The 19733-nt window shown below is 68.7% G+C and carries 21 protein-coding genes and 2 pseudogenes; 8 read left to right on the top strand and 15 right to left on the bottom strand.

What is annotated here, in order from left to right; translation table 11 throughout:
• Positions 1-18 precede the first annotated feature (18 nt).
• The 3 genes from ACYVGQ_RS07510 to ACYVGQ_RS07500 all read left to right on the top strand — a co-directional run bounded on the left by ACYVGQ_RS07510 (position 19) and on the right by ACYVGQ_RS07500 (position 3544).
• Complete coding sequence (locus tag ACYVGQ_RS07510) at positions 19-2217, top strand: alpha-galactosidase (RefSeq protein ID WP_460783985.1); 2199 nt, start codon at positions 19-21, stop codon at positions 2215-2217.
• Positions 2214-2813: an SGNH/GDSL hydrolase family protein gene (locus ACYVGQ_RS07505; protein ID WP_460783984.1), complete on the top strand. Its 600-nt coding sequence runs from the start codon at positions 2214-2216 to the stop codon at positions 2811-2813. Before ACYVGQ_RS07510 ends, ACYVGQ_RS07505 begins: the two co-directional genes overlap by 4 nt.
• Before the next feature lie 86 nt (positions 2814-2899).
• On the top strand, positions 2900-3544 hold the full coding sequence (locus tag ACYVGQ_RS07500; RefSeq protein ID WP_460783982.1) for a hypothetical protein: 645 nt from the start codon (positions 2900-2902) through the stop codon (positions 3542-3544).
• A 19-nt stretch (positions 3545-3563) separates the two neighbouring features.
• Here ACYVGQ_RS07500 and ACYVGQ_RS07495 read toward each other — a convergent pair.
• The 8 genes and pseudogenes from ACYVGQ_RS07495 to ACYVGQ_RS07460 all read right to left on the bottom strand — a co-directional run.
• Positions 3564-4298, bottom strand: a pseudogene (locus tag ACYVGQ_RS07495) (ABC transporter ATP-binding protein); the annotation flags it as partial.
• 62 nt (positions 4299-4360) lie between these two features.
• A complete protein-coding gene (locus tag ACYVGQ_RS07490) occupies positions 4361-5464 on the bottom strand; it encodes a FecCD family ABC transporter permease (RefSeq protein ID WP_460783981.1) in 1104 nt (367 codons plus the stop codon).
• Positions 5461-6246 (bottom strand): class I SAM-dependent methyltransferase, encoded by a 786-nt coding sequence (locus ACYVGQ_RS07485; protein ID WP_460783980.1) that lies wholly within the window; start codon positions 6244-6246, stop codon positions 5461-5463. Before ACYVGQ_RS07485 ends, ACYVGQ_RS07490 begins: the two co-directional genes overlap by 4 nt.
• On the bottom strand, positions 6243-7244 hold the full coding sequence (locus tag ACYVGQ_RS07480) for an ABC transporter substrate-binding protein (RefSeq protein ID WP_460783979.1): 1002 nt from the start codon (positions 7242-7244) through the stop codon (positions 6243-6245). The genes ACYVGQ_RS07485 and ACYVGQ_RS07480 overlap by 4 nt, the downstream gene beginning before the upstream one ends.
• A gap of 193 nt (positions 7245-7437) precedes the next feature.
• The gene (locus ACYVGQ_RS07475) at positions 7438-8463 is read right to left on the bottom strand and encodes a methionine synthase (protein WP_460783978.1); all 1026 of its coding nucleotides are present in this window, start codon (positions 8461-8463) and stop codon (positions 7438-7440) included.
• Between the two features lie 25 nt (positions 8464-8488).
• A complete protein-coding gene (locus tag ACYVGQ_RS07470) occupies positions 8489-9472 on the bottom strand; it encodes a putative oxygenase MesX (RefSeq protein ID WP_460783977.1) in 984 nt (327 codons plus the stop codon).
• A 129-nt stretch (positions 9473-9601) separates the two neighbouring features.
• The gene (locus ACYVGQ_RS07465) at positions 9602-10555 is read right to left on the bottom strand and encodes a LysR family transcriptional regulator (RefSeq protein WP_460783976.1); all 954 of its coding nucleotides are present in this window, start codon (positions 10553-10555) and stop codon (positions 9602-9604) included.
• Between the two features lie 61 nt (positions 10556-10616).
• On the bottom strand, positions 10617-11048 hold the full coding sequence (locus ACYVGQ_RS07460) for a hypothetical protein (protein ID WP_460783975.1): 432 nt from the start codon (positions 11046-11048) through the stop codon (positions 10617-10619).
• A 174-nt stretch (positions 11049-11222) separates the two neighbouring features.
• Between ACYVGQ_RS07460 and ACYVGQ_RS07455 the strand changes: the two genes are divergently transcribed.
• Positions 11223-11387, top strand: a complete 165-nt coding sequence (locus ACYVGQ_RS07455) for a hypothetical protein (protein ID WP_460783974.1) — start codon at positions 11223-11225, stop codon at positions 11385-11387.
• 48 nt (positions 11388-11435) lie between these two features.
• Here the strand turns inward: ACYVGQ_RS07455 and ACYVGQ_RS07450 are convergent, their stop codons facing one another.
• From ACYVGQ_RS07450 to ACYVGQ_RS07440, 3 genes are read right to left on the bottom strand one after another with little or no spacing between them, the layout of a single operon-like run.
• Complete coding sequence (locus ACYVGQ_RS07450; RefSeq protein WP_460783973.1) at positions 11436-12401, bottom strand: diacylglycerol/lipid kinase family protein; 966 nt, start codon at positions 12399-12401, stop codon at positions 11436-11438.
• A gap of 53 nt (positions 12402-12454) precedes the next feature.
• Positions 12455-13555 carry a fatty acid desaturase family protein gene (locus ACYVGQ_RS07445; protein ID WP_460783972.1) on the bottom strand — a complete coding sequence of 367 codons (1101 nt, stop codon included), beginning with the start codon at positions 13553-13555 and terminating at the stop codon, positions 12455-12457.
• A 33-nt stretch (positions 13556-13588) separates the two neighbouring features.
• Complete coding sequence (locus ACYVGQ_RS07440; protein ID WP_460783971.1) at positions 13589-14140, bottom strand: hypothetical protein; 552 nt, start codon at positions 14138-14140, stop codon at positions 13589-13591.
• A gap of 131 nt (positions 14141-14271) precedes the next feature.
• Between ACYVGQ_RS07440 and ACYVGQ_RS07435 the strand changes: the two genes are divergently transcribed.
• Positions 14272-14406, top strand: coding sequence for a hypothetical protein (locus ACYVGQ_RS07435; RefSeq protein WP_460783970.1), 135 nt, complete (start codon positions 14272-14274; stop codon positions 14404-14406).
• On the opposite strand, the gene ACYVGQ_RS07430 is transcribed toward ACYVGQ_RS07435, so the two are convergent.
• The gene (locus tag ACYVGQ_RS07430; RefSeq protein WP_460783969.1) at positions 14403-14987 is read right to left on the bottom strand and encodes a TetR/AcrR family transcriptional regulator; all 585 of its coding nucleotides are present in this window, start codon (positions 14985-14987) and stop codon (positions 14403-14405) included. The genes ACYVGQ_RS07435 and ACYVGQ_RS07430 overlap by 4 nt on opposite strands.
• Before the next feature lie 101 nt (positions 14988-15088).
• On the opposite strand from ACYVGQ_RS07430, the gene ACYVGQ_RS07425 reads away from it, so the two are divergent.
• The 3 genes from ACYVGQ_RS07425 to ACYVGQ_RS07415 are packed head-to-tail and all read left to right on the top strand — an operon-like array spanning position 15089 to position 17894.
• The gene (locus ACYVGQ_RS07425; protein WP_460783968.1) at positions 15089-16135 is read left to right on the top strand and encodes an aldo/keto reductase; all 1047 of its coding nucleotides are present in this window, start codon (positions 15089-15091) and stop codon (positions 16133-16135) included.
• Positions 16135-16869 (top strand): DUF998 domain-containing protein, encoded by a 735-nt coding sequence (locus tag ACYVGQ_RS07420; protein ID WP_460783967.1) that lies wholly within the window; start codon positions 16135-16137, stop codon positions 16867-16869. Before ACYVGQ_RS07425 ends, ACYVGQ_RS07420 begins: the two co-directional genes overlap by 1 nt.
• Positions 16866-17894 carry an SDR family oxidoreductase gene (locus ACYVGQ_RS07415; RefSeq protein ID WP_460783966.1) on the top strand — a complete coding sequence of 343 codons (1029 nt, stop codon included), beginning with the start codon at positions 16866-16868 and terminating at the stop codon, positions 17892-17894. The genes ACYVGQ_RS07420 and ACYVGQ_RS07415 overlap by 4 nt, the downstream gene beginning before the upstream one ends.
• Before the next feature lie 78 nt (positions 17895-17972).
• Here the strand turns inward: ACYVGQ_RS07415 and ACYVGQ_RS07410 are convergent.
• The 3 genes and pseudogenes from ACYVGQ_RS07410 to ACYVGQ_RS07400 all read right to left on the bottom strand — a co-directional run.
• Positions 17973-18293: pseudogene (locus tag ACYVGQ_RS07410) on the bottom strand (Glu/Leu/Phe/Val dehydrogenase dimerization domain-containing protein); the annotation flags it as partial.
• 46 nt (positions 18294-18339) lie between these two features.
• A complete protein-coding gene (locus tag ACYVGQ_RS07405; RefSeq protein ID WP_460783965.1) occupies positions 18340-19236 on the bottom strand; it encodes a dihydrodipicolinate synthase family protein in 897 nt (298 codons plus the stop codon).
• Between the two features lie 23 nt (positions 19237-19259).
• The gene (locus tag ACYVGQ_RS07400; RefSeq protein WP_460783964.1) at positions 19260-19703 is read right to left on the bottom strand and encodes a hypothetical protein; all 444 of its coding nucleotides are present in this window, start codon (positions 19701-19703) and stop codon (positions 19260-19262) included.
• Between the last annotated feature and the right edge of the window lie 30 nt (positions 19704-19733).

Genomic DNA, 19733 nt, shown 5'->3' with positions numbered 1-19733 from the left:
CCGATCAAGGAGCTCACGATGCCCCACGGCGACGACGCCGTCCTCATTCTCCGAGCCGGCGGCGCGGCGATCGCGATCGATGCGGGCGGGGAGACGCCGACCGTGCTGCACTGGGGCTCCGATCCCGGCGACGGCGCGCAGGTGCTCACGGCGCTGCGCGCGACGGCGGTCCCCGCGATCCTCAACAACTCCCCCGATGCTCCTCGCGTCCTCGGCGTCTGGCCCACCGAGGCGGGCGGCTGGTCGGGAACGCCGGCGCAATCGGGTGACGCCGACGGCAGCGCGACCACTCCCCGACCGCGACTCACGGATGCCCGGCGGACGCTCGATCCCGCCGGCGGAGGGGAGATCGAGCTCTCGTTCGAGGACGCCGTCAGCGCGGTGCGGGCGACCGCCCGCTACCGCCTCGACGCGCACGGCGTGCTCGCCGTGGACATGTCCGTGGTGCGCGACGCCTCGCTCGACCCCTTCGAGGGCGCGGTGCCGTATCGGCTCGACGGTCTGCGAGCACTGCTGCCGCTGCCGGACCGCGCCACGGAGCTGCTCGATTTCACCGGCAAGTGGTGCCGTGAGCGCGCACCGCAGCGCTCCGCTCTCGACTTCGGCACGCACCTGCGTCGTGCCCGCCGGGGCAAGCCCGGCCATGACACCCCCTACCTCCTCGCCGCAGGCACGCCGTCGTTCGGCTTCGGGCGCGGCGAGGTGTGGGCGGTCCACCTCGCATGGAGCGGCGAGGGAGAGTACCTCGCCGAGCGTCTGCCGGAGGGCGCCGGCGCCTTCGCCTCCGTGCTGGGCGCCGGCGAGGCGCTGCGGCCCGGCGAGGTGATCCTGGCGGACGGCGACCGCTATGACGCGCCGACGGCCGTGTTCGTCTGGTCAGACACCGGCCTGGACGGCATCGCCGACCGGCTCCACCGACGGCTGCGATCGCGGGCGACGCACCCGGTCGCCCCCCGCCCTCTCGTGCTCAACACGTGGGAGGCGGTCTACTTCGATCAGGACCTCGATCGGCTCAGCGTGCTGGTCGACCGTGCCGCCCAGGTCGGCGTCGAGCGGGTCGTGCTCGACGACGGATGGTTCCGCGGCCGCCGCGGGGACGACGCGGGCCTCGGCGACTGGTTCGTCGACGACGACGTCTGGCCGGACGGGCTCGCTCCCCTGGTCGACCTGGTCCGCTCCCGAGGCATGCAGTTCGGGCTCTGGTTCGAGCCGGAGATGATCAGCCTCGACTCGGACCTGGCCAGGGAGCATCCCGATTGGGTCGTCGGACCCCGACAGGGACTCGGAGGCACCGCACGGCACCAGCATGTGCTGGACATCGCCCATCCCGACGCCTTCGACTACCTGCTCGAGCGCATCAGCGCGCTCGTCGCCGAGTACGGCATCGACTACCTCAAGTGGGACCACAACCGCGACCTGTTCGAGGCCGTCGGACGCCGCGACGGGCGCGACCGCCCGATCGTGCATCAGCAGACCGTCGCGCTCTACGCCCTCATGGACGCGCTGCGGCACCGGCATCCGGGGCTGGAGATCGAGACGTGCTCAGGCGGAGGAGGCCGCGTGGACCTCGGCATCCTCGACCGCACGGATCGGATCTGGGCCTCGGACTGCAACGACCCCGTGGAACGCGTCCGCATCGAGCGGTGGACGCGGCTGCTCGTCCCCCCTGAGCTGATCGGCTCCCATGTGGGTGCGGCGCGATCGCACACGACCTCGCGCACGGCCGATCTGTCGTTCCGGCTGATCGCGGCGCTCACGGCGCACGCCGGCATCGAGATGGACCTGTCCGAGGCGACGGGCGAGGAGCTCGAGGCCTTCTCGGCATGGTCCGCGCTGTACCGGGAGCTGCGCGGGCTGATCCACAGCGGCCGCGTGGTCAACGCGGATCTCGCCGACGACGCGTCGGCGCTGGAGGGGATCGTCTCGGACGACGGCGCGCGCTCTCTCTTCACCTGGACCCGGTTCGAGACCTCCGCCGCAGGGCAGTCCGGCCGCGTCCGCTTCCCGGGACTCGACCGGGATACGATCTACCGCGTGGTCGTCCGCGGCGAGCTCGGGCGCGCGAGCAGGCACGAGGGCGCCGACCCCGAGTGGGTGCGCCTGGCCGAGTCCGGCGGGGTCGAACTGCCCGGTGCCGTGCTCGCGGTCGCCGGCGTCCCGATGCCCACACTCAACCCGCAGCAGTCGATGCTGCTCGACCTCCGGAGGATCGTATGACCACTCCCGTCATCGTGTTCGTCGGTGACAGCGTCACCGACGGCGAACGCCGCACCGACCCTTCGGGACTCGGCGACGGCTATGTGCGCCTGCTCGCGGGGGCTCCCGCGCTGGCGGGCTGGAGCGTGCGCAATCGCGGCGTCTCCGGCGACCGCGTGCGCGATCTCCGTGCGCGCTGGGCGCCCGATGTCGTGGCCGAGGACGCCGCAGTGGTCAGCGTGCTCGTCGGGGTGAACGACACTTGGCGCCGGTTCGACAGCGACGACCCCACGACCGCTGCGGAGTACGAGCACGACTACCGCGCCCTGCTGGAGGCGACGTCCGCGCGTCTCGTGCTCATCGAGCCGTTCCTCCTGCCGGTGCGCGAAGAACAGGAGTCCTGGCGCGAGGACCTCGACGAGAAGATCGCCGTGGTACGAGGACTCGCCGAGGAGTTCGGCGCCGTGCGGGTGTCCGCCGACGAGATCCTGCGCGCGGCGGGCGATGCCGCAGGTCTCGCCCCCGATGGCGTGCACCCCTCCCCCCGCGGGCACCGGGTGCTCGCCGATGCCTGGCTGGCCGCGGCCGCACCGCTGCTCGCCGACATCGCGAAGTAGGCGCGCGGACGTCAGCGGAGTCGAACGCTCGAGACGGTTCGACGCTGGGCCGGGCCGCATGCCACGCTCTGGATATCGTGAGTGATATGCGATTCGAGATTCGACTGTCCGCCGTGGTGATGCTCCCTCTGGTCGCCGTGCTCTCGGCCTGCGCCCCCAGCGGCGGAGCCGACCCCGGCAGCGTCACGGGGATCCCTGAGACGTGGCTCGCGGCGACGGAGGAAGGGTGGCCGTCCTCGCCGGCGTACGGCGGCGATGTCCCCGTCCTCTCCAGGGAGAAGTGCCTGCTCGGCGACACCGTTCCCCCGCTGCCCGATGGAGGCGCGGAGTTCACCGACACGGGCTGGGGCGCATATGGCGGCCGGCCGGAGGGCTACCGGTATCTCTGCGGCCTGTGGAAGCCGGATGCCTACTCGGGACAGCTCCAGCTGATGCGCGCCTCGTCGGCCGCGGACGCACAGCGCACGGTGGAGGAGTTCCGCACCCAGCAGAGCACGTCGGAGCAGGAGAACTCCGTCGAGGAGGTCACGTCGGGAGAGCTCGATGTGCTGGTCCTCACGCGCTGGTATCCCACGAACCCGCAGGGTCTGTATCAGGCCCTGTATTTCGATGAGGAGCAGAACGCTCTCGTATCCCTCGAGATCAACTCGCTCGGCGAAGAGGAGTTCGCGGATCTCACAGCGCAAGAGGTCGCCGACGTCCTCGTCGAGACGATGGCGGCCAGTTCCTGACGTCGCAGGCGGGAACGCGTCACGCCCGAGCGGGATCCGGACCGGTCCCACGGCTGACGCGGAGGTACGTCGCCACGGGCGATCCGGTGTGCGGAGAGGGCTCTACGACGGCCGCGACGCCGTAGACGTCGTCGATCAGGGATGCGGTGATGACCTCTTCGGGCGGCCCCGCCGCGCAGACGCTGCCGCTCCGCAGCACGACGATGCGATGGCAGAAGCGCGCGGCGAGGTTCAGGTCGTGCAGCGCCGTCACCACGGTGATGCTTTCGTCGCGGAGCAGTTCGAGCATCTCGAGCTGGTACCGGATGTCCAGGTGATTGGTCGGCTCGTCCAGGACGATGACGCGAGGCTGCTGTGCAAGGGCACGGGCCAGCTGCGCGCGTTGCTGTTCGCCGCCGGAGAGCGTGCGCCAGCTGCGTGCGCGGTGCGCTCCCATTCCCGTCATACGGAGCGCATGCTCCACCGCTGCACGGTCTTCCGCGCCGAGGGGCTCGAAGGTGCCGCGGTAGGGCGTGCGCCCCAGTGCGACGGTCTCTTCGACGGTGACGTCCTCGTGGACCTCGAGGGACTGCTCGACGATCGCGAGGCTGCGCGCCAGCCGGCGGCGAGGGATGCCGGCCACGGGAGCGCCGTCGAGGAGGACGGTCCCCGAATCGGGCCGGCGGAGTCCCGCGAGGATGCGCAGCAGCGAGCTCTTCCCTGCGCCGTTGGGGCCGAGGATCCCCAGCACTTCGCCCGCGCGCGCCTCCAGGGACACGTCGTCGAGGATGCGGCGGGAGCTCTTCGTCCAGATGAGGCCTGCGGCGGTGAGGGTGCTCACCGGGTCGCCGCCTTTCTGAGCACGAGGGCGAAGACGGGAGCGCCGAGGAGCGCGGTGACGACGCCGACCGGTATCTCATGGGGCGAGAAGGCCGATCGGGCGAAGGTATCGATCCAGATGAGGAAGATCGCACCGCCCAGCGCCGAGAGCGGCAGCAGGACGCGATGTCCGGGACCGGCGAGGAGGCGGACGATGTGCGGGACGAGCAGACCGATGAAGCCGATCGCACCGGAGGCCGCGACGGCCGCCGCCGTCATGAGCGCGGTGAGGATCATGAGAGATACGCGTGCGCGCGCGACGTTGATCCCGAGCGAGGCTGCGGTGTCCCAGCCGAACGCGAAGGCATCGAGCGCCGGAGCGAACAGCAGGCACAGGATCGTGCCGGTGAGGATCACCGCTCCTGCGATGAGCAGCGGTTCCCAGCGGGCTCCGCCCAGGGAGCCGAGCAGCCAGTAGGTGAAGCCTCGCGTGGAGTCGGCGTCTCCGTCGAGCATGAGCACCAGGGACGTCACCGCGGAGAAGAACTGCGAGACGAGCACACCGGTGAGCACCACGCGGGCGGGGTTCGAGATGCGCCCTCCGCCGATCAGCAGCAGGACGATTGCGAAGGCGACGATCGCTCCGGCGAATGCGCCCGTCGACAAGCTGACCGCACCCGAGCCGAGACCCAGGATCATCACGGCGACCGCGCCGGTCGACGCGCCGGATGAGACGCCGAGCAGATACGGCTCGGCGAGCGGGTTGCGGGTGATGGACTGCAGCACGGCTCCGGAGACGGCGAGACCCATGCCGACGACCGCGGCCAGCAGCACCCTGGGCAGCCGCGACTCCCAGATCAGGGCGTCGATCAGCGGCGGCGCCTCGGGCCCCGGAGCGAGAACGCCGAGGCCCAGATGACGGACCAGGATCCCGTAGACATCGCCCGGCCCGATGTTCGCCGTGCCGATGAAACCGGCCGTGAGCACCGAGAGCACGAGCCCCGCGGCGAAGACGACCACGACGATCCCCGCACGAAGGCGACGCCCCGACACGAGCTGCGCCGCCGGCGAGTCCTCCTGACCGGACAGCTTCTCCCCCGCTGCGACTGCGTCCGTGGTCATCGTCGCGCGAGCACCACGACGTCGTCCCAGAACCGCCAGAGCACACCCGCCTCACGGAAGCCCGCCGTGCGCAGTGCGCTCAGATGCAGCTCCAGGGGCGCATCGGCCGTGGGCGGGCGATCCGCGAACCGATGCTCGCGTTCCGCCCGGAGCGCAGCGAGCTCGGGGACGGCGACGGCCTTCTCCCACCATTGGTCCCATGTGAGCACCCCGCGCGCATACGCCTCCCGCTGCGTGCGTGCGTCATCGGCGGCGGCGCCGGCGGCGAGGAACGGCTGCGCCCGGGAGTCGTAACGGAGGTGATCGGCGTTGAGGAAGAGACCGCCCTCGGGGAGCAGCCGGCCCAGCCGCTCGTAGACGGCGACGAGCTGGTGCGGGGCGAGCCAGTGCAGCGCCGTCGAGGAGACCGCGACCTGGATGGGCACGCCCTCCAGCGCCGCCGCCCAGTCCCCCGCCAGGTCCGCATCCACGGGGGTGAACCGCCCCGGATGCCGCTCCTCGAGCCAGGTTCCGGCGATGCGCAGCAGGACCGGATCGTAGTCGATGCCGATCGCCCTGGCTTCCGGGAACCGGTCGAGGATCCGCTGGGAGAGGCTTCCCGTGCCGCAGGCGACATCGAGCACGGTGAGTCCCGCTCCGCTCTCGCCGAGCTCCTTCGTCGAGCCGAGCAGGTGCGCGATCGCGTCGAGCATGATGCCGAACCGCTGCTCACGGTGCGTGATGTAGGCGGCCTGCTGATCGTCCCAGCCCTGGACGAGCGCCTGAAGAGATTCCGTGCTCATTCGCCGGCCCCGAACCCGACCAGCCCGTCGGCGACGGCGGTGATCGCCTCCACGCTGTGGATCGAGGGATCCATGTACTGGCCGGGCACGATGATGAAGCGCTCGTCGATCACGGCATCCATCGTCCTGGTCAGCGGGTCGCTCTTGAGGAAGTCGATCTTCTCCTCGGCGGTGTCGCCCGGGTATCCGCGGGTCAGATCGCCGAGGATGATGACATCCGGGTCGCGCTGGGCGATCTCGTCCCAGCTGACCTCGGGCCACTTCGTGTCCGCGTCGGCGAACAGGTTTTCCGCGCCGAGCATCTCCGTCACCGTCTGCGGCAGGCCGCCGGGACCGGCGACCGAAGGAGTGGACGCGGAGGCGGCGGTCGAGTAGAACCAGACGAGCTTGGGGGCGTCCTCGATCTGCTCCGCCGTCTCCAGCCCCTCGTCGATGATCCGCTGCTGTTCGGCGACGACCTGCTCGCCGGCCTCGGGCACGCCGAAGATCTTCGCGATCGTCTCGATCTCGTCGAAGAGCATCTCGAAGGTCGCACCGCCCTCGACGGCCTCGTGGTACGTGCAGTCGAACTCGGTCAGATAGGTCGGCACGCCCAGCTCGTGCAGCTCGGCGCGCTCCCCCGCGTTCTCCGCCGTCAGGAAGGAGGCGAAGGAGGAGTAGACGAAGTCCGGCTGCGCCTCCAGCAGCGTCTCGTGCGTGAGGATCCCGTCGGACAGCAGCGGGATGCTCTCGTAGGCTCCGGCGATCTCATCGGCGACGGGCTGATTCTGGTACGCGGTGCCCACGACGCGATCCTCCACGCCGAGCGCGATGAGGATCTCGGTCGCCGACTGGTTCAGCGAGACGGCCCGCTGAGGCGTGCTGTCGAACACGACATCGGTCCCGCAGTTCTCGATCGTCAACGGGAACCCGCTGCCCGCGACCTCTTCGTCCTGTCCGCCGCCGTCCCCTGCGGGAGATGCTCCGGAACATCCCGCGAGGAGAGCCGCTGCGCCCAAAGTACCGATAATAGGAATCATTCTCATCTTCACGATGTCGAGCTTACCGTGCGCCCGACTCGGACTCGGACACCGTCCGCCGCGCTCAGCCGAGCCCCTCGCGCGGGGAATGGGCGCGCGAGCGGGATCCGGAGATCGCTCGACGGAAGCTCGACGGCCGCAAGACCGACGAGAGCCTATGACGGCGGCCGTATCAGGAGAGTTCTGCGCGCACGATCTCCGCGCCCGCGGCCAGCGCGATCATCTTGTCCCGGGCGATGCGTCGCGGCAGAGGCGCCATGCCGCAGTTGGTGCTCGGGTAGAGCTTGTCGGCGTCGACGAACGGAAGCGCGCTCCGAAGGGTCTCGGCGACCTCCTCGGGCGTCTCGACGGTGTTGCTGGCGACGTCGATCGCCCCGACCATCACCTTCTTGCCGCGGAGGAGCTCGATCAGGTCGACCGGCACGTGGGAGTTGTGGCACTCCAGCGAGACGATGTCGAGCGTGGAGCGCTGGAGCAGCGGGAACGACTCCTCGTACTGGCGCCATTCCTCTCCGAGCGTCGCCTTCCAGTCGGTGTTCGCCTTGATCCCGTAGCCGTAGCAGATGTGCACGGCCGTCTCGCCGCGCAGCCCCTCCGTCGCCCGCTCGAGCGCGGCGACGCCCCAGTCCTTCACCTCGTCGAAGAAGACGTTGAAGGCGGGCTCGTCGAACTGGACGATGTCGACGCCGGCGGCCTCCAGCTCCCTCGCCTCCTCATTGAGGATCGTCGCGAACTCCCAGGCGAGCTTCTCGCGGCTCTTGTAGTGGGCGTCGTACAGCGTGTCGATCATCGTCATCGGGCCGGGCAGCGCCCACTTGATGGGCTGATCCGTCTGTGCGCGGAGACGCTTCGCATCCTCGGCGAACACCGATCGCTCGCGGCCCACCGCGCCGACCACGGTCGGGACGCTCGCGTCGTAGCGGTTGCGGATGCGCACCGTCTCCCGTCGCTCGAAGTCGACCCCGCTGAGGTGCTCGATGAACGTGGTGACGAAGTGCTGCCGGGTCTGCTCGCCGTCGCTGATGATGTCCAGCCCCGCGCGGCGCTGCTCGTCCGCCGCCAGGGACTGCGCGTCGAGGGCGCCTTCGGCCAGCTCGTCGCCGTGGAGCTTCCACGGCGACCAGAGCTTCTCCGGCTCCGAGAGCCAGGAGGGCTTCGGCAGGCTGCCGACGATCGAGGTGGGCAGGAGTGCATTCATCGGTGTTTCCTCGCGTATCGTGCGGTCAGGCGGGCTGCCGAGCAGCCCACTGCTCGAGGACGGCGCCGTACGGTTCCATCAGGCTCACCTCGGTGAACTTCCCCTGCGTGACGGCGAGCCGGCTGCGCTCCTCGCGATCGTAGGAGACCTGCGTGACCGAATGGCCGTGGTTCTCCAGGCTGGGCTGATACACCTCTGCGGCTGCCGCATTCGCGTTGTAGATCTCCGGGCGGTAGATCTTCTGGAACGTCTCCATCGTGGCGATGGTCCCGGCGAGCGCCAGGGGGGTGTAGTCGCCCAGGAGGTCGCCCCGGTGATAGAACGCCAAGGGTGCGGCGGAGCCGGGGGGCATGAAGTAGCGGACCTTCAGCCCCATCTTCCCGAAGTACTCGTCGGTCAGGGAGTACTCGTCCTGCTGGTACTCGACGCCGAGGAGGGGATGCTCGTTCACGAGCCGACGATACGTCCGGGACGTCGACACGCTGATGCAGATGACGGGCGGCTGCGTGAAGCGCTCCCGATAGGCGTCCGAGTCGAGGAAGCGCTCGAAGAGCTGCCCGTGCAGCTCTCCGAAGTCGCTCGGGATGCCGGCGCCGGGGGCGCTCGCCGCGTGGGCCGGCAGCCGCACGCTGAAGTCGTAGTCGCGGATGTACGACGAGAAGTTGTTGCCGACGATCCCCTCGACACGAGCGCCGGACTGCGCGTCGAGGATGTGCACGTCGAGGACCTCGATCAGCGGAAACACGGCGTCGTCGCCGGCGGCGGCGATCTGCAGGTCGACGGAGACGATGTCGAGCTCGACGGAGTAGCGGTCTCGGCGCGGGTTGTCCCAGTGCACGAGCTCGTTGAAGCGGCCGTCGATCATCGCGAGGGCGGTGCGAAGGTTCTGCCGGCGGTTCTCGCCTCGGGCCAGATTCGCGAAGTTGGTCGTGCTTCGAGAGCTGGACGAAGGGGAATACTCCTCATCGAAGCGTGTCGTGCTGATGCGGAAAGCACATTCGTTCGTCATGGTGATCTGATGCCTCAAGAGTCTCGGGATCCGCGGAATCGCGTCGATTCGCGCGTCGAGACCTCAGTGTATGCACAAGCATCCGCCATAGCCCCATCAGGAGCCGCAATACGTAACCATAGGCGGTGTCTATGCCAGGAGTTCGACGCCGAAGTCCGCCACGACGTCCCGCATCTCCGCGACGAAGCGCTGCGCCTGCGCCGTCAGCGAGATGGAGGACTGGCCGATCCAGCCGATCTCGATGCGCTCGTCGACGTCGAGCGGGACGGCGATGATCGACGGGTCGAGGTCGTCGGAGATGATGCCGGTGGAGATGGTGTATCCGCCGAGACCGATCATGAGGTTGAAGATGGTCGCTCTGTCGCTCACCCGGATGTCCTGCTTCGCGGAGCGGGTGGAGAGGATCTCCTCGGCGAAGTAGAACGAGTTGTTCGCGCCCTGATCGAAGGTGAGACGGGGCAGGGCGTCGAGATCGGCGAGCGTGACCCGTGCGCGCTCGGCGAGCGGGTTGGTCCTCGCGATGAAGATGTGCGGCGTGGCGAGGAACAGCGGGGTGAAGACGAGCCCCGAGTCGCGGAGCAGCTTGTCGATGACGTTGCGGTTGAAGTCGTTCCGGTAGAGGACGCCGAGTTCGCTGCGCAGCGTGCGGACGTCCTCGATGATGTCCCAGGTGCGGGTCTCGCGAAGGCTGAACGCGTACTCCGCCGCGTCCGTCGCCTTCACCATCCGCACGAAGGCGTCGACGACGAACGAGTAGTGCTGCGTGGACACGGCGAGCAGGCGCCGTGACGGCGCGCGTCCGAGGTAGCGCTGCTCGAGGAGCTCCGCCTGCTCGATGACCTGACGCGCGTAGCCGAGGAACTCGGCACCGTCCTCGGTGAGCGTCACGCCGCGGGCGGAGCGGAGGAAGAGAGTGCAACCGGTGCGGCTCTCGAGGTCCTTCAACGAGGCGGACATCGTCGGCTGCGAGACGTAGAGCAGGTCCGCGGCCGCGCTGATCGAGCCCTCGGCGGCGACTTCGACGAAGTACCTCAACTGCTGCAGGGTGATCCCCCGCGCTGCGGGCGTGCTGTCTCGGGGCATAGCGAGAGGCTATCCCACTGCGCATCGCGCGCAGCGCGGGTGATGGCGGAGACGCTGACGGTCACACGTCTCGCGGCGTGTGCGCGACGAGCTTCTCGGATCTGCGAATGAACTCGTCGACGGCCTCGGAGTCAGGCAGGTCGATCCAGAGTCGGATGCTTCCGGCTTTCGGTCCTGTGCCGTTGACGATCGCCGCGCCGCCGAGCTGGTCGAGAAGCAGTCCCATGACGTCTGCCGAATCGGCGGGCAGATGGCCGACGCCGCGGCCGTTCGAGGTGACGGCGACGCCTGCGGGAGATCTCCGTGTGCGGGGCCGGGTGCGAAGGACGTACGTGCGAGGCGCTCGGCTGTCGCGTTCGCGATCGTTCACGAGGTAGTGGGTCCGCTCCAGCGCGATCGGTCGTGTCGGCAGGTGCCGCAGATCGGGCAGTTCGTCGTGGCGGCTGATACGACCGACGGCGATGTGCAAGAGCTGTTCCCACCATGCGGGCATGAGCGCGCCTTCTCCTCGGATCGGTATGCCATCACCGAGGCGGAGCACCCTCCTACTGTGTCACTCCACGCTGTGAATCCTCCGGCCGGCACTCGCAACTCCCCGGACCGATCGCGCAGACGCGATGTCGCCGATCACCGTTCTTCTCGCGCGATTGAGCGTAGGGTGACCGACATGTGGACAGTTCTTCTCATCTTGCTTGTGGCATGGGCGGTGCTGTCGATCGTGGGATTCGTGTTCGAGGGCCTGCTCTGGTTGGCCATCATCGGAATCGTGCTCTTCGTCGGCACACTGATCTTCGGGATGCTCCGGCAGCGCGCCAAGCGCGCGAAGCCGTAGTCCTCCCCCGCTGGAAGGCGCTGGTCCGTGCCCTCGCGACCGGGCCCTCTACGGATGTGACGATGGCTGCTCTGCTGCTGCGCTCGCCCCCACCGCGTTCGAGCGGGCCGGCCGCCGGATGCGCAGGGCGCCTGGGCGGACGCTGACGCGCACACGGGCGACGCGGCCGAAGCTGTCGCCGTCGAGTTCGATGAGGTGAGGGGCGTCGAACCGGCTGCCTTGAACGTAGGCGAGCGAGTGGAGGTCTGGCGTCTGCTGGAGGATCCTGCGGCTGAGCGGGGAGCGGCGGGCGAGGCCTTGCAGCGTGAGGCGGGTTCCGATCCGCGCCCACCCGAAGCGTCCTGTCGGGCGCATCATCACGACGTCCAACAGCCCGTCGTCGATGATCGCAGCGGGAATCAGGAGCATGTTCCCGGTGAGGGTTCCGCAGTTGCCGACGATGACCGTGTGCGCCCGCGTCGACCTCACCCGCCCTCCGTCGATCCGATAGTCGAGGTGAAAGAGCTTGTTCGCGATGACCGAGCGGGCGATCGGTGTGACGTACGCGAACCAGCCGAGATGCTTCTTCGCAATGGTGCTCGTGCTCTCCGCCATCTCCGCATCCAGTCCGATACCCGCCATGACCATGAACGTATGCGAACGCCGGACGCCGTTCTCATCCTCGAGCTCGGCGACGCCGACATCGACGGACCGGTCCTCACCAGAGAACGCAGCGGAGACGCAGGCGGCGATGTCGTTGAGCGGCGCACCGACGTCCCTGGCAAGGAGATTGCCGGTGCCCAGGGGAACCAGCGCGACCGGGATGCCGGTCCCTCGCATCACCTCCGCGACGACTCGGACCGTGCCGTCGCCGCCCGCGACCATCACCACGGCCGGAGCGGCGGCAAGAGCGCTCTCGACAGCAGCCCGTCCTGAGTCGTCGCCGCTGGTCTCGTACCAGCGCGTCTCTGCCCATCGATGCCGGGCCTCGTGCTCGGCGACCATGGGGCGAAGCCGATCGAGAGGGGTCTTCACCGGGTTGTACACGACAGCCGCGCACCGTTGCCCTGCCGAGCGATCGGGCGCGCTCACTGCGGGACTGCGGTGACGTAGCGGCGCTGCTCGACCAGGGGGCACGTGAACACGTCGCGCTCCCCGAGTCCGACGCGGTTGATGTACCGCACGATGATCGCATAGGACGCCAGCAGCCCGGTCTGCGCATACGGCACATCGTGGCTTCGGCAGTAGGCGGCGATGATGGGCGCCGCCTTGCGCAGATGAGGGCGCGGCATGGACGGGAACAGGTGATGCTCGATCTGATAGTTCAGCCCTCCCATCGCCGTGTCGAGCAGACGCCCGCCGCGGACGTTCCGGCTCATCATCGCCTGGCGGCGCAGGAAGTCGAAGCTCGCGTCGCGGGGCACGATCGGCATCCCCTTGTGGTTCGGGGCGAACGAGACGCCCATGTAGAACCCGAAGAGTCCGAGCTGTACGGCGAGGAACACGAACGCGATACCCGGCGACAGCACGAGGAAGATGAGCACCGGGAAGCCGAGCAGGCGGACCAGGAGGAACCCGATCTCGACCCCTCGTCGATTCAACGGTCCGCGCGTCACCACCCGGCGCACCCCGGACGCATGCAGCGAGACGCCCTCCAGGAGCAGGATCGGGAAGAAGAAGATCCCCTGGTGCGAGCGCAACCACGACAGGACCCGCCCTCTCGGCGCGGCGCTCTCCGGGGCGACGACGATCACCGGCAGCTCGATGTCGGGATCGGACCCCAGCTTGTTCGGGTTCGCATGGTGACGGGTGTGCTTGTGCTGCCACCATCCGTAGCTCATCCCCACCAGCAGGTCGCCCAGGACGAGGCTCACCCAGTCGTTCCACCTGCCCGAGACGAAGATCTGCCGGTGCGCCGAGTCATGCCCGAGGAAGGCGATCTGCGTGAACACGACCGCCAGGAACGCCGCCGTGAACAGCTGCCACCAGGTGTCGCCGATCCACACGAACGCCAGCAGCCCGCCGGCGAGCACGAGCGGCAGGCCGATCAGCTTCGACCAGTAGTACCCGTATCTGCGACGCAGCAGACCCTGATCCCGGATCGTCTTCGCCAGCGCCGTGAACTCGCTTCCGCTCCGGCTGCCTGGCCGATCCACCGAGCGCGGCGTGGTCGAACGGATCCCGTCCATGATGCGCCCCGCATCCCATGGTCGCGGACGTGATCAGCGCCCGTGACCGTCCTCGTCTGCCCCGTCGTCGATCCGGGCGCGGTGGCCGGTCGCTGCGGATCGCTGATCCGACATGGATATCGCTCCCGAACCTCGGTCCGCGGAGGTGCGGAAAGTCACCGACTCCGCGAGAACGGCCACAGATGCCGCCCTGTCCTGCTCGCCCGCCGCCGCCTCGCGGAACCGGACCGCCGCCGCATCCTGCCTAGTGCGGACACCCGCACTGATCTCGGCGAGCCGGTCAGCGAGCACGCCGCCGAGGCCGTCGCGCAGCTCTTCGAGATTCGTGTTCGCGATCTCCAGACGACGATCCGAGATCGTCACCTCGACGGTCGAGTATCCGGCCTTCGCGAGACGTTCCCGTGTCTCGCTCCCCAGGATCTCGGTGATCTCGTCCCGTTCGGGGCGGCGTGTGAACACCGCCTCCACCGTGTAACGATCCGGGGCCTCATCCGTCATCAGCGCAGCAGGCAACGAACCCACCAGAACCGATCCCAGGCCCAGCGCCGCGGTGTCTGCACCGCTCGTTCGTGTCTGCGTCTCCATAGCCTGACGTTACGCCCCCAACATGTGCGCCTCACAGGTTCAGCGAAAGCCGCGCGCGGCGTCGCCGTCCACGCCGGCGGCGCGGACACGGAGCTCATCGAGCACGTCGCCCATCCCGCGTCCGCGAGGTGATGTCCGAGAGCGCGGCGACGCGCCGCGTCTTCGGCGGCGCCGACATCGCCGAGGCCGTCGCCCTCCTGGTGGCCCTGCCCCGGCACGTCACCCTGCAGCAGGTGACCGTGATGTCGACAGCCGGAACGAGCTAGGCCCGCGGGGGCGCCGCCTCGAGTCCGTGGAAGACCGCGGAGACGAGCCGGCGCCCCTGGGCCAGACCGTCGTCATTGTTCGCCACCCGCCACAGGAAGCTCATCAACATGATGACGTCGGCCGGATCGTGGCCGGCGGCGATGCTTCCCTCCGTCACGCAGGCGTCGAGGAGCTTGGCCACCGCTTCGCCGGCCGGCCCCCAGGAGTCCTCGACGACCTGCTGGGCTGCGGTGGAATGCAGTGCGTCGCCGAGCCCGTGCTTGATGCGGATGTAACCGGCGAGAGTCTCGAACCACTCGATGAAGGCCGCCTTGGCGGACGCGTGACGCGCCAGCACCTCCTCGGCTGTGGCGGTGAGCCGCTCGACGTCGTGCTGGTAGGCCGCGAGGATCAGATCGTCCCGGGTCGGGAAGTGGCGGTAGAGCGTGCCCGCGCCCACACCGGCGAGCTTGGCGACCTCGCTGAGCGGCACCAACGGGTTCTCGGCGAACAGTTCATGCGCCGCCGCGATGATCGCACCCCGGTTCTTCGCAGCAGCCTTCCGCTGTGTGCCATAGGTGACCGGGGTCTCGTCGCTCATGCCTCAATGATGCCCTCGTTTGACTTGCGGAGAATCCTCCGCTAGTTTCGCAATATGCGGAGAATCATCCGCATGTCGAAGAATAGCAGCAGAGGACCCTCATGGACTACGTGAAGCTCGGTACCACCGGCCTGGATGTCTCGCCCATCGCGATCGGAGCGATGACCTATGGCGAGCCGAACCGCGGCCACCCTGTCTGGTCGAAGGGCGAGGACGAGGCGCGGCCGCTCATCAAGCACGCGTTGGATGCGGGGATCAACTTCTTCGACACGGCCAACCTGTACTCGCTCGGGTCGAGTGAAGAGATCCTCGGCCGTGCGCTGCGCGACTTCGCCGCTCGCGACGAGGTCGTGATCGCGACCAAGCTGCGTCACCCGATGCGTCTGGGCCCGAACGGTCGGGGGCTCTCTCGCAAGGCGATCATGCAGGAGGTCGACCACTCGCTGCAGCGGCTCGGCACCGACTACATCGACCTGTACCAGATCCACCGCAACGACCACACGACTCCGTGGGAGGAGACCCTGGAGGCGCTCCACGACCTGGTGAAGGCCGGCAAGGTGCGCTACCTCGGCGCCTCTTCCATGCACGCCTGGGAGTTCGCGAAGGCCCTGCACCTGCAGAAGCTCAATGGCTGGGCGCGGTTCGTGTCGATGCAGGACCACTACAACCTGCTCGCCCGCGAGGAGGAGCGCGAGATGATCCCGCTCGCACTCGACAACGGCGTCGGCGCCATCATCTGGTCGCCGCTCGCCCGAGGCCGCCTCGCCCGCGCCTGGGACGACGCCCGCTCGACCACCCGCTCGGAGACGGACGGCGCCTACGCCGACACCCTCTACTCACCCGAGCAGGAGGAGTCCAATCACGCCATCGTCGATGCGGTCGGCCGGATCGCGGAGGCTCACGGCGTCAGCCGCGCGCAGATCGCCCTGGCCTGGCTTCACCGTCAGCCCGTCGTCACCGCACCCCTGGTCGGGGCCGGATCGATCCAGCAGATCGACGAGGCGGTGGCCTCCCTGGACGTCGAGCTCGACGACGATGACGTGCACGCCCTGGAGGCCCCGTACACGCCGCGATATGACTGGCAGGGCGTCTCCGACGAGGCCGAGCTGGAGGCCATCCGCAAGCGAGTCCCCGGAATGGCCCTGTGATGCGATCCATCGTCCGCTCCGGCACGGCGCTCCGCGCCGGGGGCATCCTGCTCCTCCTCGGCCCGCTCGTGTCGTGGGCGGCCGAGTTCATCACGGCCGCCGCCTGGCAGGACCCGCCGTACTCGCCGCTGCACAACTGGGTCAGTCACCTAGGCCTGACCGGTCCCGCTCAGACCGCATTCGGGCAGGCCGGCAACTCTCCGCTGGGCGCCGTCATGGATGCCGGCTGGGTGATCTACGGCGTCGTGCTGATCATCGGCGCGTTCCTCGCGTTCGACCTGCGCAAGGGAGCCCGTCCGATCGTCATCGTCATCCTGGCGACCCTCGCCGGGATCGGCGTGTCCCTCGTGGGGCTCTTCCAGGGCTCGAATGCGAACGTGGAGAACGGGCTGATCGCGTTCCACACCCTCGGAGCGCAGGGCGTCATGCTCGCCGGCAACCTCATGGCCGTCGTCGTCGGCACGAACGGAGCACGCATCGGGCTCGGCCGAGGCCGGTCGATCGCGAGCCTCGTGGCGGGGATCGTGGGCCTGGTCGCGCTCCCGCTGTTCATGGCGGACGTGTTCACGGGCTGGATGTGGAACATCGGGCTGTTCGAGCGTGCCGTGATCTACCCGATCATGGTGGGCCACGTGCTCCTCGGCAGCGGCCTGCTCGTCGCCCAGCGCCGCCAGAACACGCTCGGCGGACCATCGATGATCAACGAGGCAACCAAGCAAGGAGCCGTACGATGACACGCGTACTGGTGACCGGAGGGTCGGGATTCATCGGAAGCTGGTGCGTGCTCGCCCTGTTGCAGGCCGGATACGACGTGCGCACGACCGTCCGCAGCCTCGGCCGCGAGACGGCGCTGCGCGCACAGCTCCACGCTGCCGAGGACTTCGACGACGCACGGCTGAGCGTCGTGCGCGCGGACCTCGGAGACGACGACGGCTGGGACGAGGCGGTCACCGGATGCGACTATGTGCTGCACATCGCCTCCCCCACGCTCCGCAACGCCCCCGAGAGCGAGACCGCGATGGTCGACGCCGCCCGCGGCGGCGTGCTCCGTGTGCTGCGAGCCGCCCGCGACGCCCACGTGCGCCGAGTCGTCCTCACCAGCGCGTTCGGCGCCGTCGGCTACGGCCACCCGCGCCGCTCGACGCCCTTCACCGAAGAGGACTGGACCGACGTCGACGCGGACATCGCCCCCTATCAGCGGTCGAAGACCCTCGCCGAGCGCGCCGCTTGGACCTTCATCGAGGAGGAAGGCGACGGGCTCGAACTCGCCGCCGTCCATCCCGCAGCCGTCGTCGGCCCCGTCCTCGGCCCCGACGACCCGCCGTCACTGCGGATCATCCGCGGCATGCTCGACGGCGACGTCCCCGCCTGCCCGCCGTTCGGCACGAGCTGGGTCGACGTCCGCGACGTCGCCGACCTGCACCTGCGCGCCATGACCGACCCTGCCGCGGCCGGCGAACGCTGGCTCGCCTCCGCCGGCCCGAGTCTGCGCGTCGTCGAGGTCGCTCGCATCCTGCACGAGCGGCTCGGAGAGCGCGCCGCGAAGGCGCCGACGTGGGAGCTCCCCCTCTTCCTCGCCCGCATCCTCAGCCGCTTCAACCCCGGTCTGCGCGCCCTGCGCCCACAGCTCGGTCAGGACTTCGACGCCACCAGCACAAAGGCCATCCGGCTCCTCGGATGGGCGCCCCGCCCGATCGAAGACACCATCGCCGACACCGCCGAGAGCCTCCTCGCCCACGGCGCCCCCAACGAAAGCTGATCCGCCCATGGCCATCCCCCATCAGGATCAGATCGACATTCTCGAAAGGGTCAGCGCGGCCGGAAGGCTAGGCCGAGTCGCACCGCCGAAGGGGACGTCGATGAGCGCGCACTTCCAGGTCATCCACATCGCGAGCGCACGGATCTCGTCGAGATTCACGGATGAGCTGAATCGCACACCCCCTTTCGCGGGGCCCAGCGAGTAGTTGTGCTGGACGCGATACCCGGTCAAGACGCAGACGGAACCGTCATCGCGTCGCAGTGGGATGCTGACCGTCAGCTCCCTCCGAGGCCGGCAGAGTACCGCGTGTACGTCGGTGCCGTACCCCAAGCGGTCGATCGCTTCGGCAAGCTGGCTCTGCGCGCTCGCCAACGGACCTCGTTCCTGGATCTCGAGGATGAGTGACCCTCTGTTCGTCGAAAGGGTGGGAGCGCCGGATCGGCCGCTAGGAGGATGCGAACCCGTGCAGGGCGCTGAGCGGACGGAAGGACTCCTGGTAGGCGATCGCCGGGGAACGCACTGCGGCACTGGCGATGACGCCTTGGGCACGCCAATGCTCTTTTCGGATGCCGATACTCGTCGAGGCCTGCGTTTCGAAATTGATGAGTGGGCTCACGTCGGCAGTGAGCCTGCGCGCACCTGCGACGTCGCCTTGATTCCAAGCGCTGAGGGCAGCGGCGATCACCTCCGGCCTCGTGATGCCGCAGGCGACCGCGGTCGCCCCGGACAGGAGTTCGTCGATCAGACCGACCCCGCCGAAACCGGACATCAGAGGGACAGGCGTCAACCGACGCAACTGCTGCATCTTGTAGAAGGTCGGAGGGGCCTGACACCGGATGCTCGCGACGAAGTCCAGTCCTTCGACGGCCGCAGCGAGCACGCTCGCCGTGATGGTGATTCCCGTGGATGCCGGGAAGTCCTGGACGATGATCGGAAGTCCTGCCCGTTCGTGAACGTTGATCAGCAGCTCGCGAAACCCGTCCGCATCGGAGGTCGTGACCGGAACCATGACCCCGCTGAGCTGCGGGCCGACTTCCCGCAGGAGCTGCGCGGTCGCCGCGTCGCCGCCGTCGGGGCCGACGGACATCAGCGTCGCGACGATCGGCGTCGAGGGGGACGCCGCCTCAAGCAGGACCTCCACGATGTGGATCTGCTCCGCCACGGACAGGGACGCCGGTTCGGCCACGACACCCAGGGCGATGAGCCCGGAACATCCCCTTCGCACCAGGGCCTTCGCGATGCGATCCAAGGACCGGTCGTCGACGAGGCGTCCGTCCTCTGTGAAAGGGGTCGGCACCATTCCGAGCAGTGAGACCCCGTCGCCGCCGAGGAGGTCGGGCAACTGCGCCGCCCTATGAGGAAGCATCACTCGGGGTCGTCATTCTTCTCTCCCGGGACGAGAACCACGGCGCCCGGTCGGGAGGATGTTCCCCGACCATTGTTCTGCGCGGGCAGAGCGGTAGCGCTCGGGGAGACCTCGCTGATGAACTCCACGATGTAGTGAGTCACCGGGTGGTCCTCGAGATTGCGAATACGGTGCGGGGTGAGGGGCGCATCCCTGCCGACCGTCTTGAAGGCGACGTATCCGCGCTCGGCGCTCTGCTTCACGCTCCAGTCCTCATCCCCGAGATCCTGCGCCTCTGCGCGGCCCGCGTCAGGCCAGATGATGAGGTGGTCGTGGAAGTGCTGGTGGTAGTCGAACATGCCTTTGGCCGGCAGATTCATGGCCCACACTCGTACGCGATCGTTCTCGAAGACCAGCTCGTCGCCGGCCACTGCCGGATAGACGTTGTCCTTGGCGTCGTTCATCGTCAGAAGCTCCTTGTTATTAGAGAATCG

Source organism: Microbacterium tumbae, assembly GCF_054780175.1.
The sequence above is the reverse complement of the archived record's forward strand: the minus strand, read 5'-3'. Positions and strand labels throughout refer to the sequence as shown.

Coding starts and splice junctions, on each gene's coding strand:
- ACYVGQ_RS07455 (WP_460783974.1), top strand. CDS start 11,223: ATGTGGACAGTTCTTCTCATCTTGCTTGTGGCATGGGCGGTGCTGTCG.
- ACYVGQ_RS07435 (WP_460783970.1), top strand. CDS start 14,272: ATGTCCGAGAGCGCGGCGACGCGCCGCGTCTTCGGCGGCGCCGACATC.
- ACYVGQ_RS07505 (WP_460783984.1), top strand. CDS start 2,214: ATGACCACTCCCGTCATCGTGTTCGTCGGTGACAGCGTCACCGACGGC.
- ACYVGQ_RS07500 (WP_460783982.1), top strand. CDS start 2,900: ATGCGATTCGAGATTCGACTGTCCGCCGTGGTGATGCTCCCTCTGGTC.
- ACYVGQ_RS07430 (WP_460783969.1), bottom strand. CDS start 14,987: ATGAGCGACGAGACCCCGGTCACCTATGGCACACAGCGGAAGGCTGCT.
- ACYVGQ_RS07425 (WP_460783968.1), top strand. CDS start 15,089: ATGGACTACGTGAAGCTCGGTACCACCGGCCTGGATGTCTCGCCCATC.
- ACYVGQ_RS07485 (WP_460783980.1), bottom strand. CDS start 6,246: ATGAGCACGGAATCTCTTCAGGCGCTCGTCCAGGGCTGGGACGATCAG.
- ACYVGQ_RS07415 (WP_460783966.1), top strand. CDS start 16,866: ATGACACGCGTACTGGTGACCGGAGGGTCGGGATTCATCGGAAGCTGG.
- ACYVGQ_RS07400 (WP_460783964.1), bottom strand. CDS start 19,703: ATGAACGACGCCAAGGACAACGTCTATCCGGCAGTGGCCGGCGACGAG.
- ACYVGQ_RS07445 (WP_460783972.1), bottom strand. CDS start 13,555: ATGGACGGGATCCGTTCGACCACGCCGCGCTCGGTGGATCGGCCAGGC.
- ACYVGQ_RS07470 (WP_460783977.1), bottom strand. CDS start 9,472: ATGACGAACGAATGTGCTTTCCGCATCAGCACGACACGCTTCGATGAG.
- ACYVGQ_RS07465 (WP_460783976.1), bottom strand. CDS start 10,555: ATGCCCCGAGACAGCACGCCCGCAGCGCGGGGGATCACCCTGCAGCAG.
- ACYVGQ_RS07440 (WP_460783971.1), bottom strand. CDS start 14,140: ATGGAGACGCAGACACGAACGAGCGGTGCAGACACCGCGGCGCTGGGC.
- ACYVGQ_RS07490 (WP_460783981.1), bottom strand. CDS start 5,464: ATGACCACGGACGCAGTCGCAGCGGGGGAGAAGCTGTCCGGTCAGGAG.
- ACYVGQ_RS07510 (WP_460783985.1), top strand. CDS start 19: ATGCCCCACGGCGACGACGCCGTCCTCATTCTCCGAGCCGGCGGCGCG.
- ACYVGQ_RS07460 (WP_460783975.1), bottom strand. CDS start 11,048: ATGCCCGCATGGTGGGAACAGCTCTTGCACATCGCCGTCGGTCGTATC.
- ACYVGQ_RS07420 (WP_460783967.1), top strand. CDS start 16,135: ATGCGATCCATCGTCCGCTCCGGCACGGCGCTCCGCGCCGGGGGCATC.
- ACYVGQ_RS07475 (WP_460783978.1), bottom strand. CDS start 8,463: ATGAATGCACTCCTGCCCACCTCGATCGTCGGCAGCCTGCCGAAGCCC.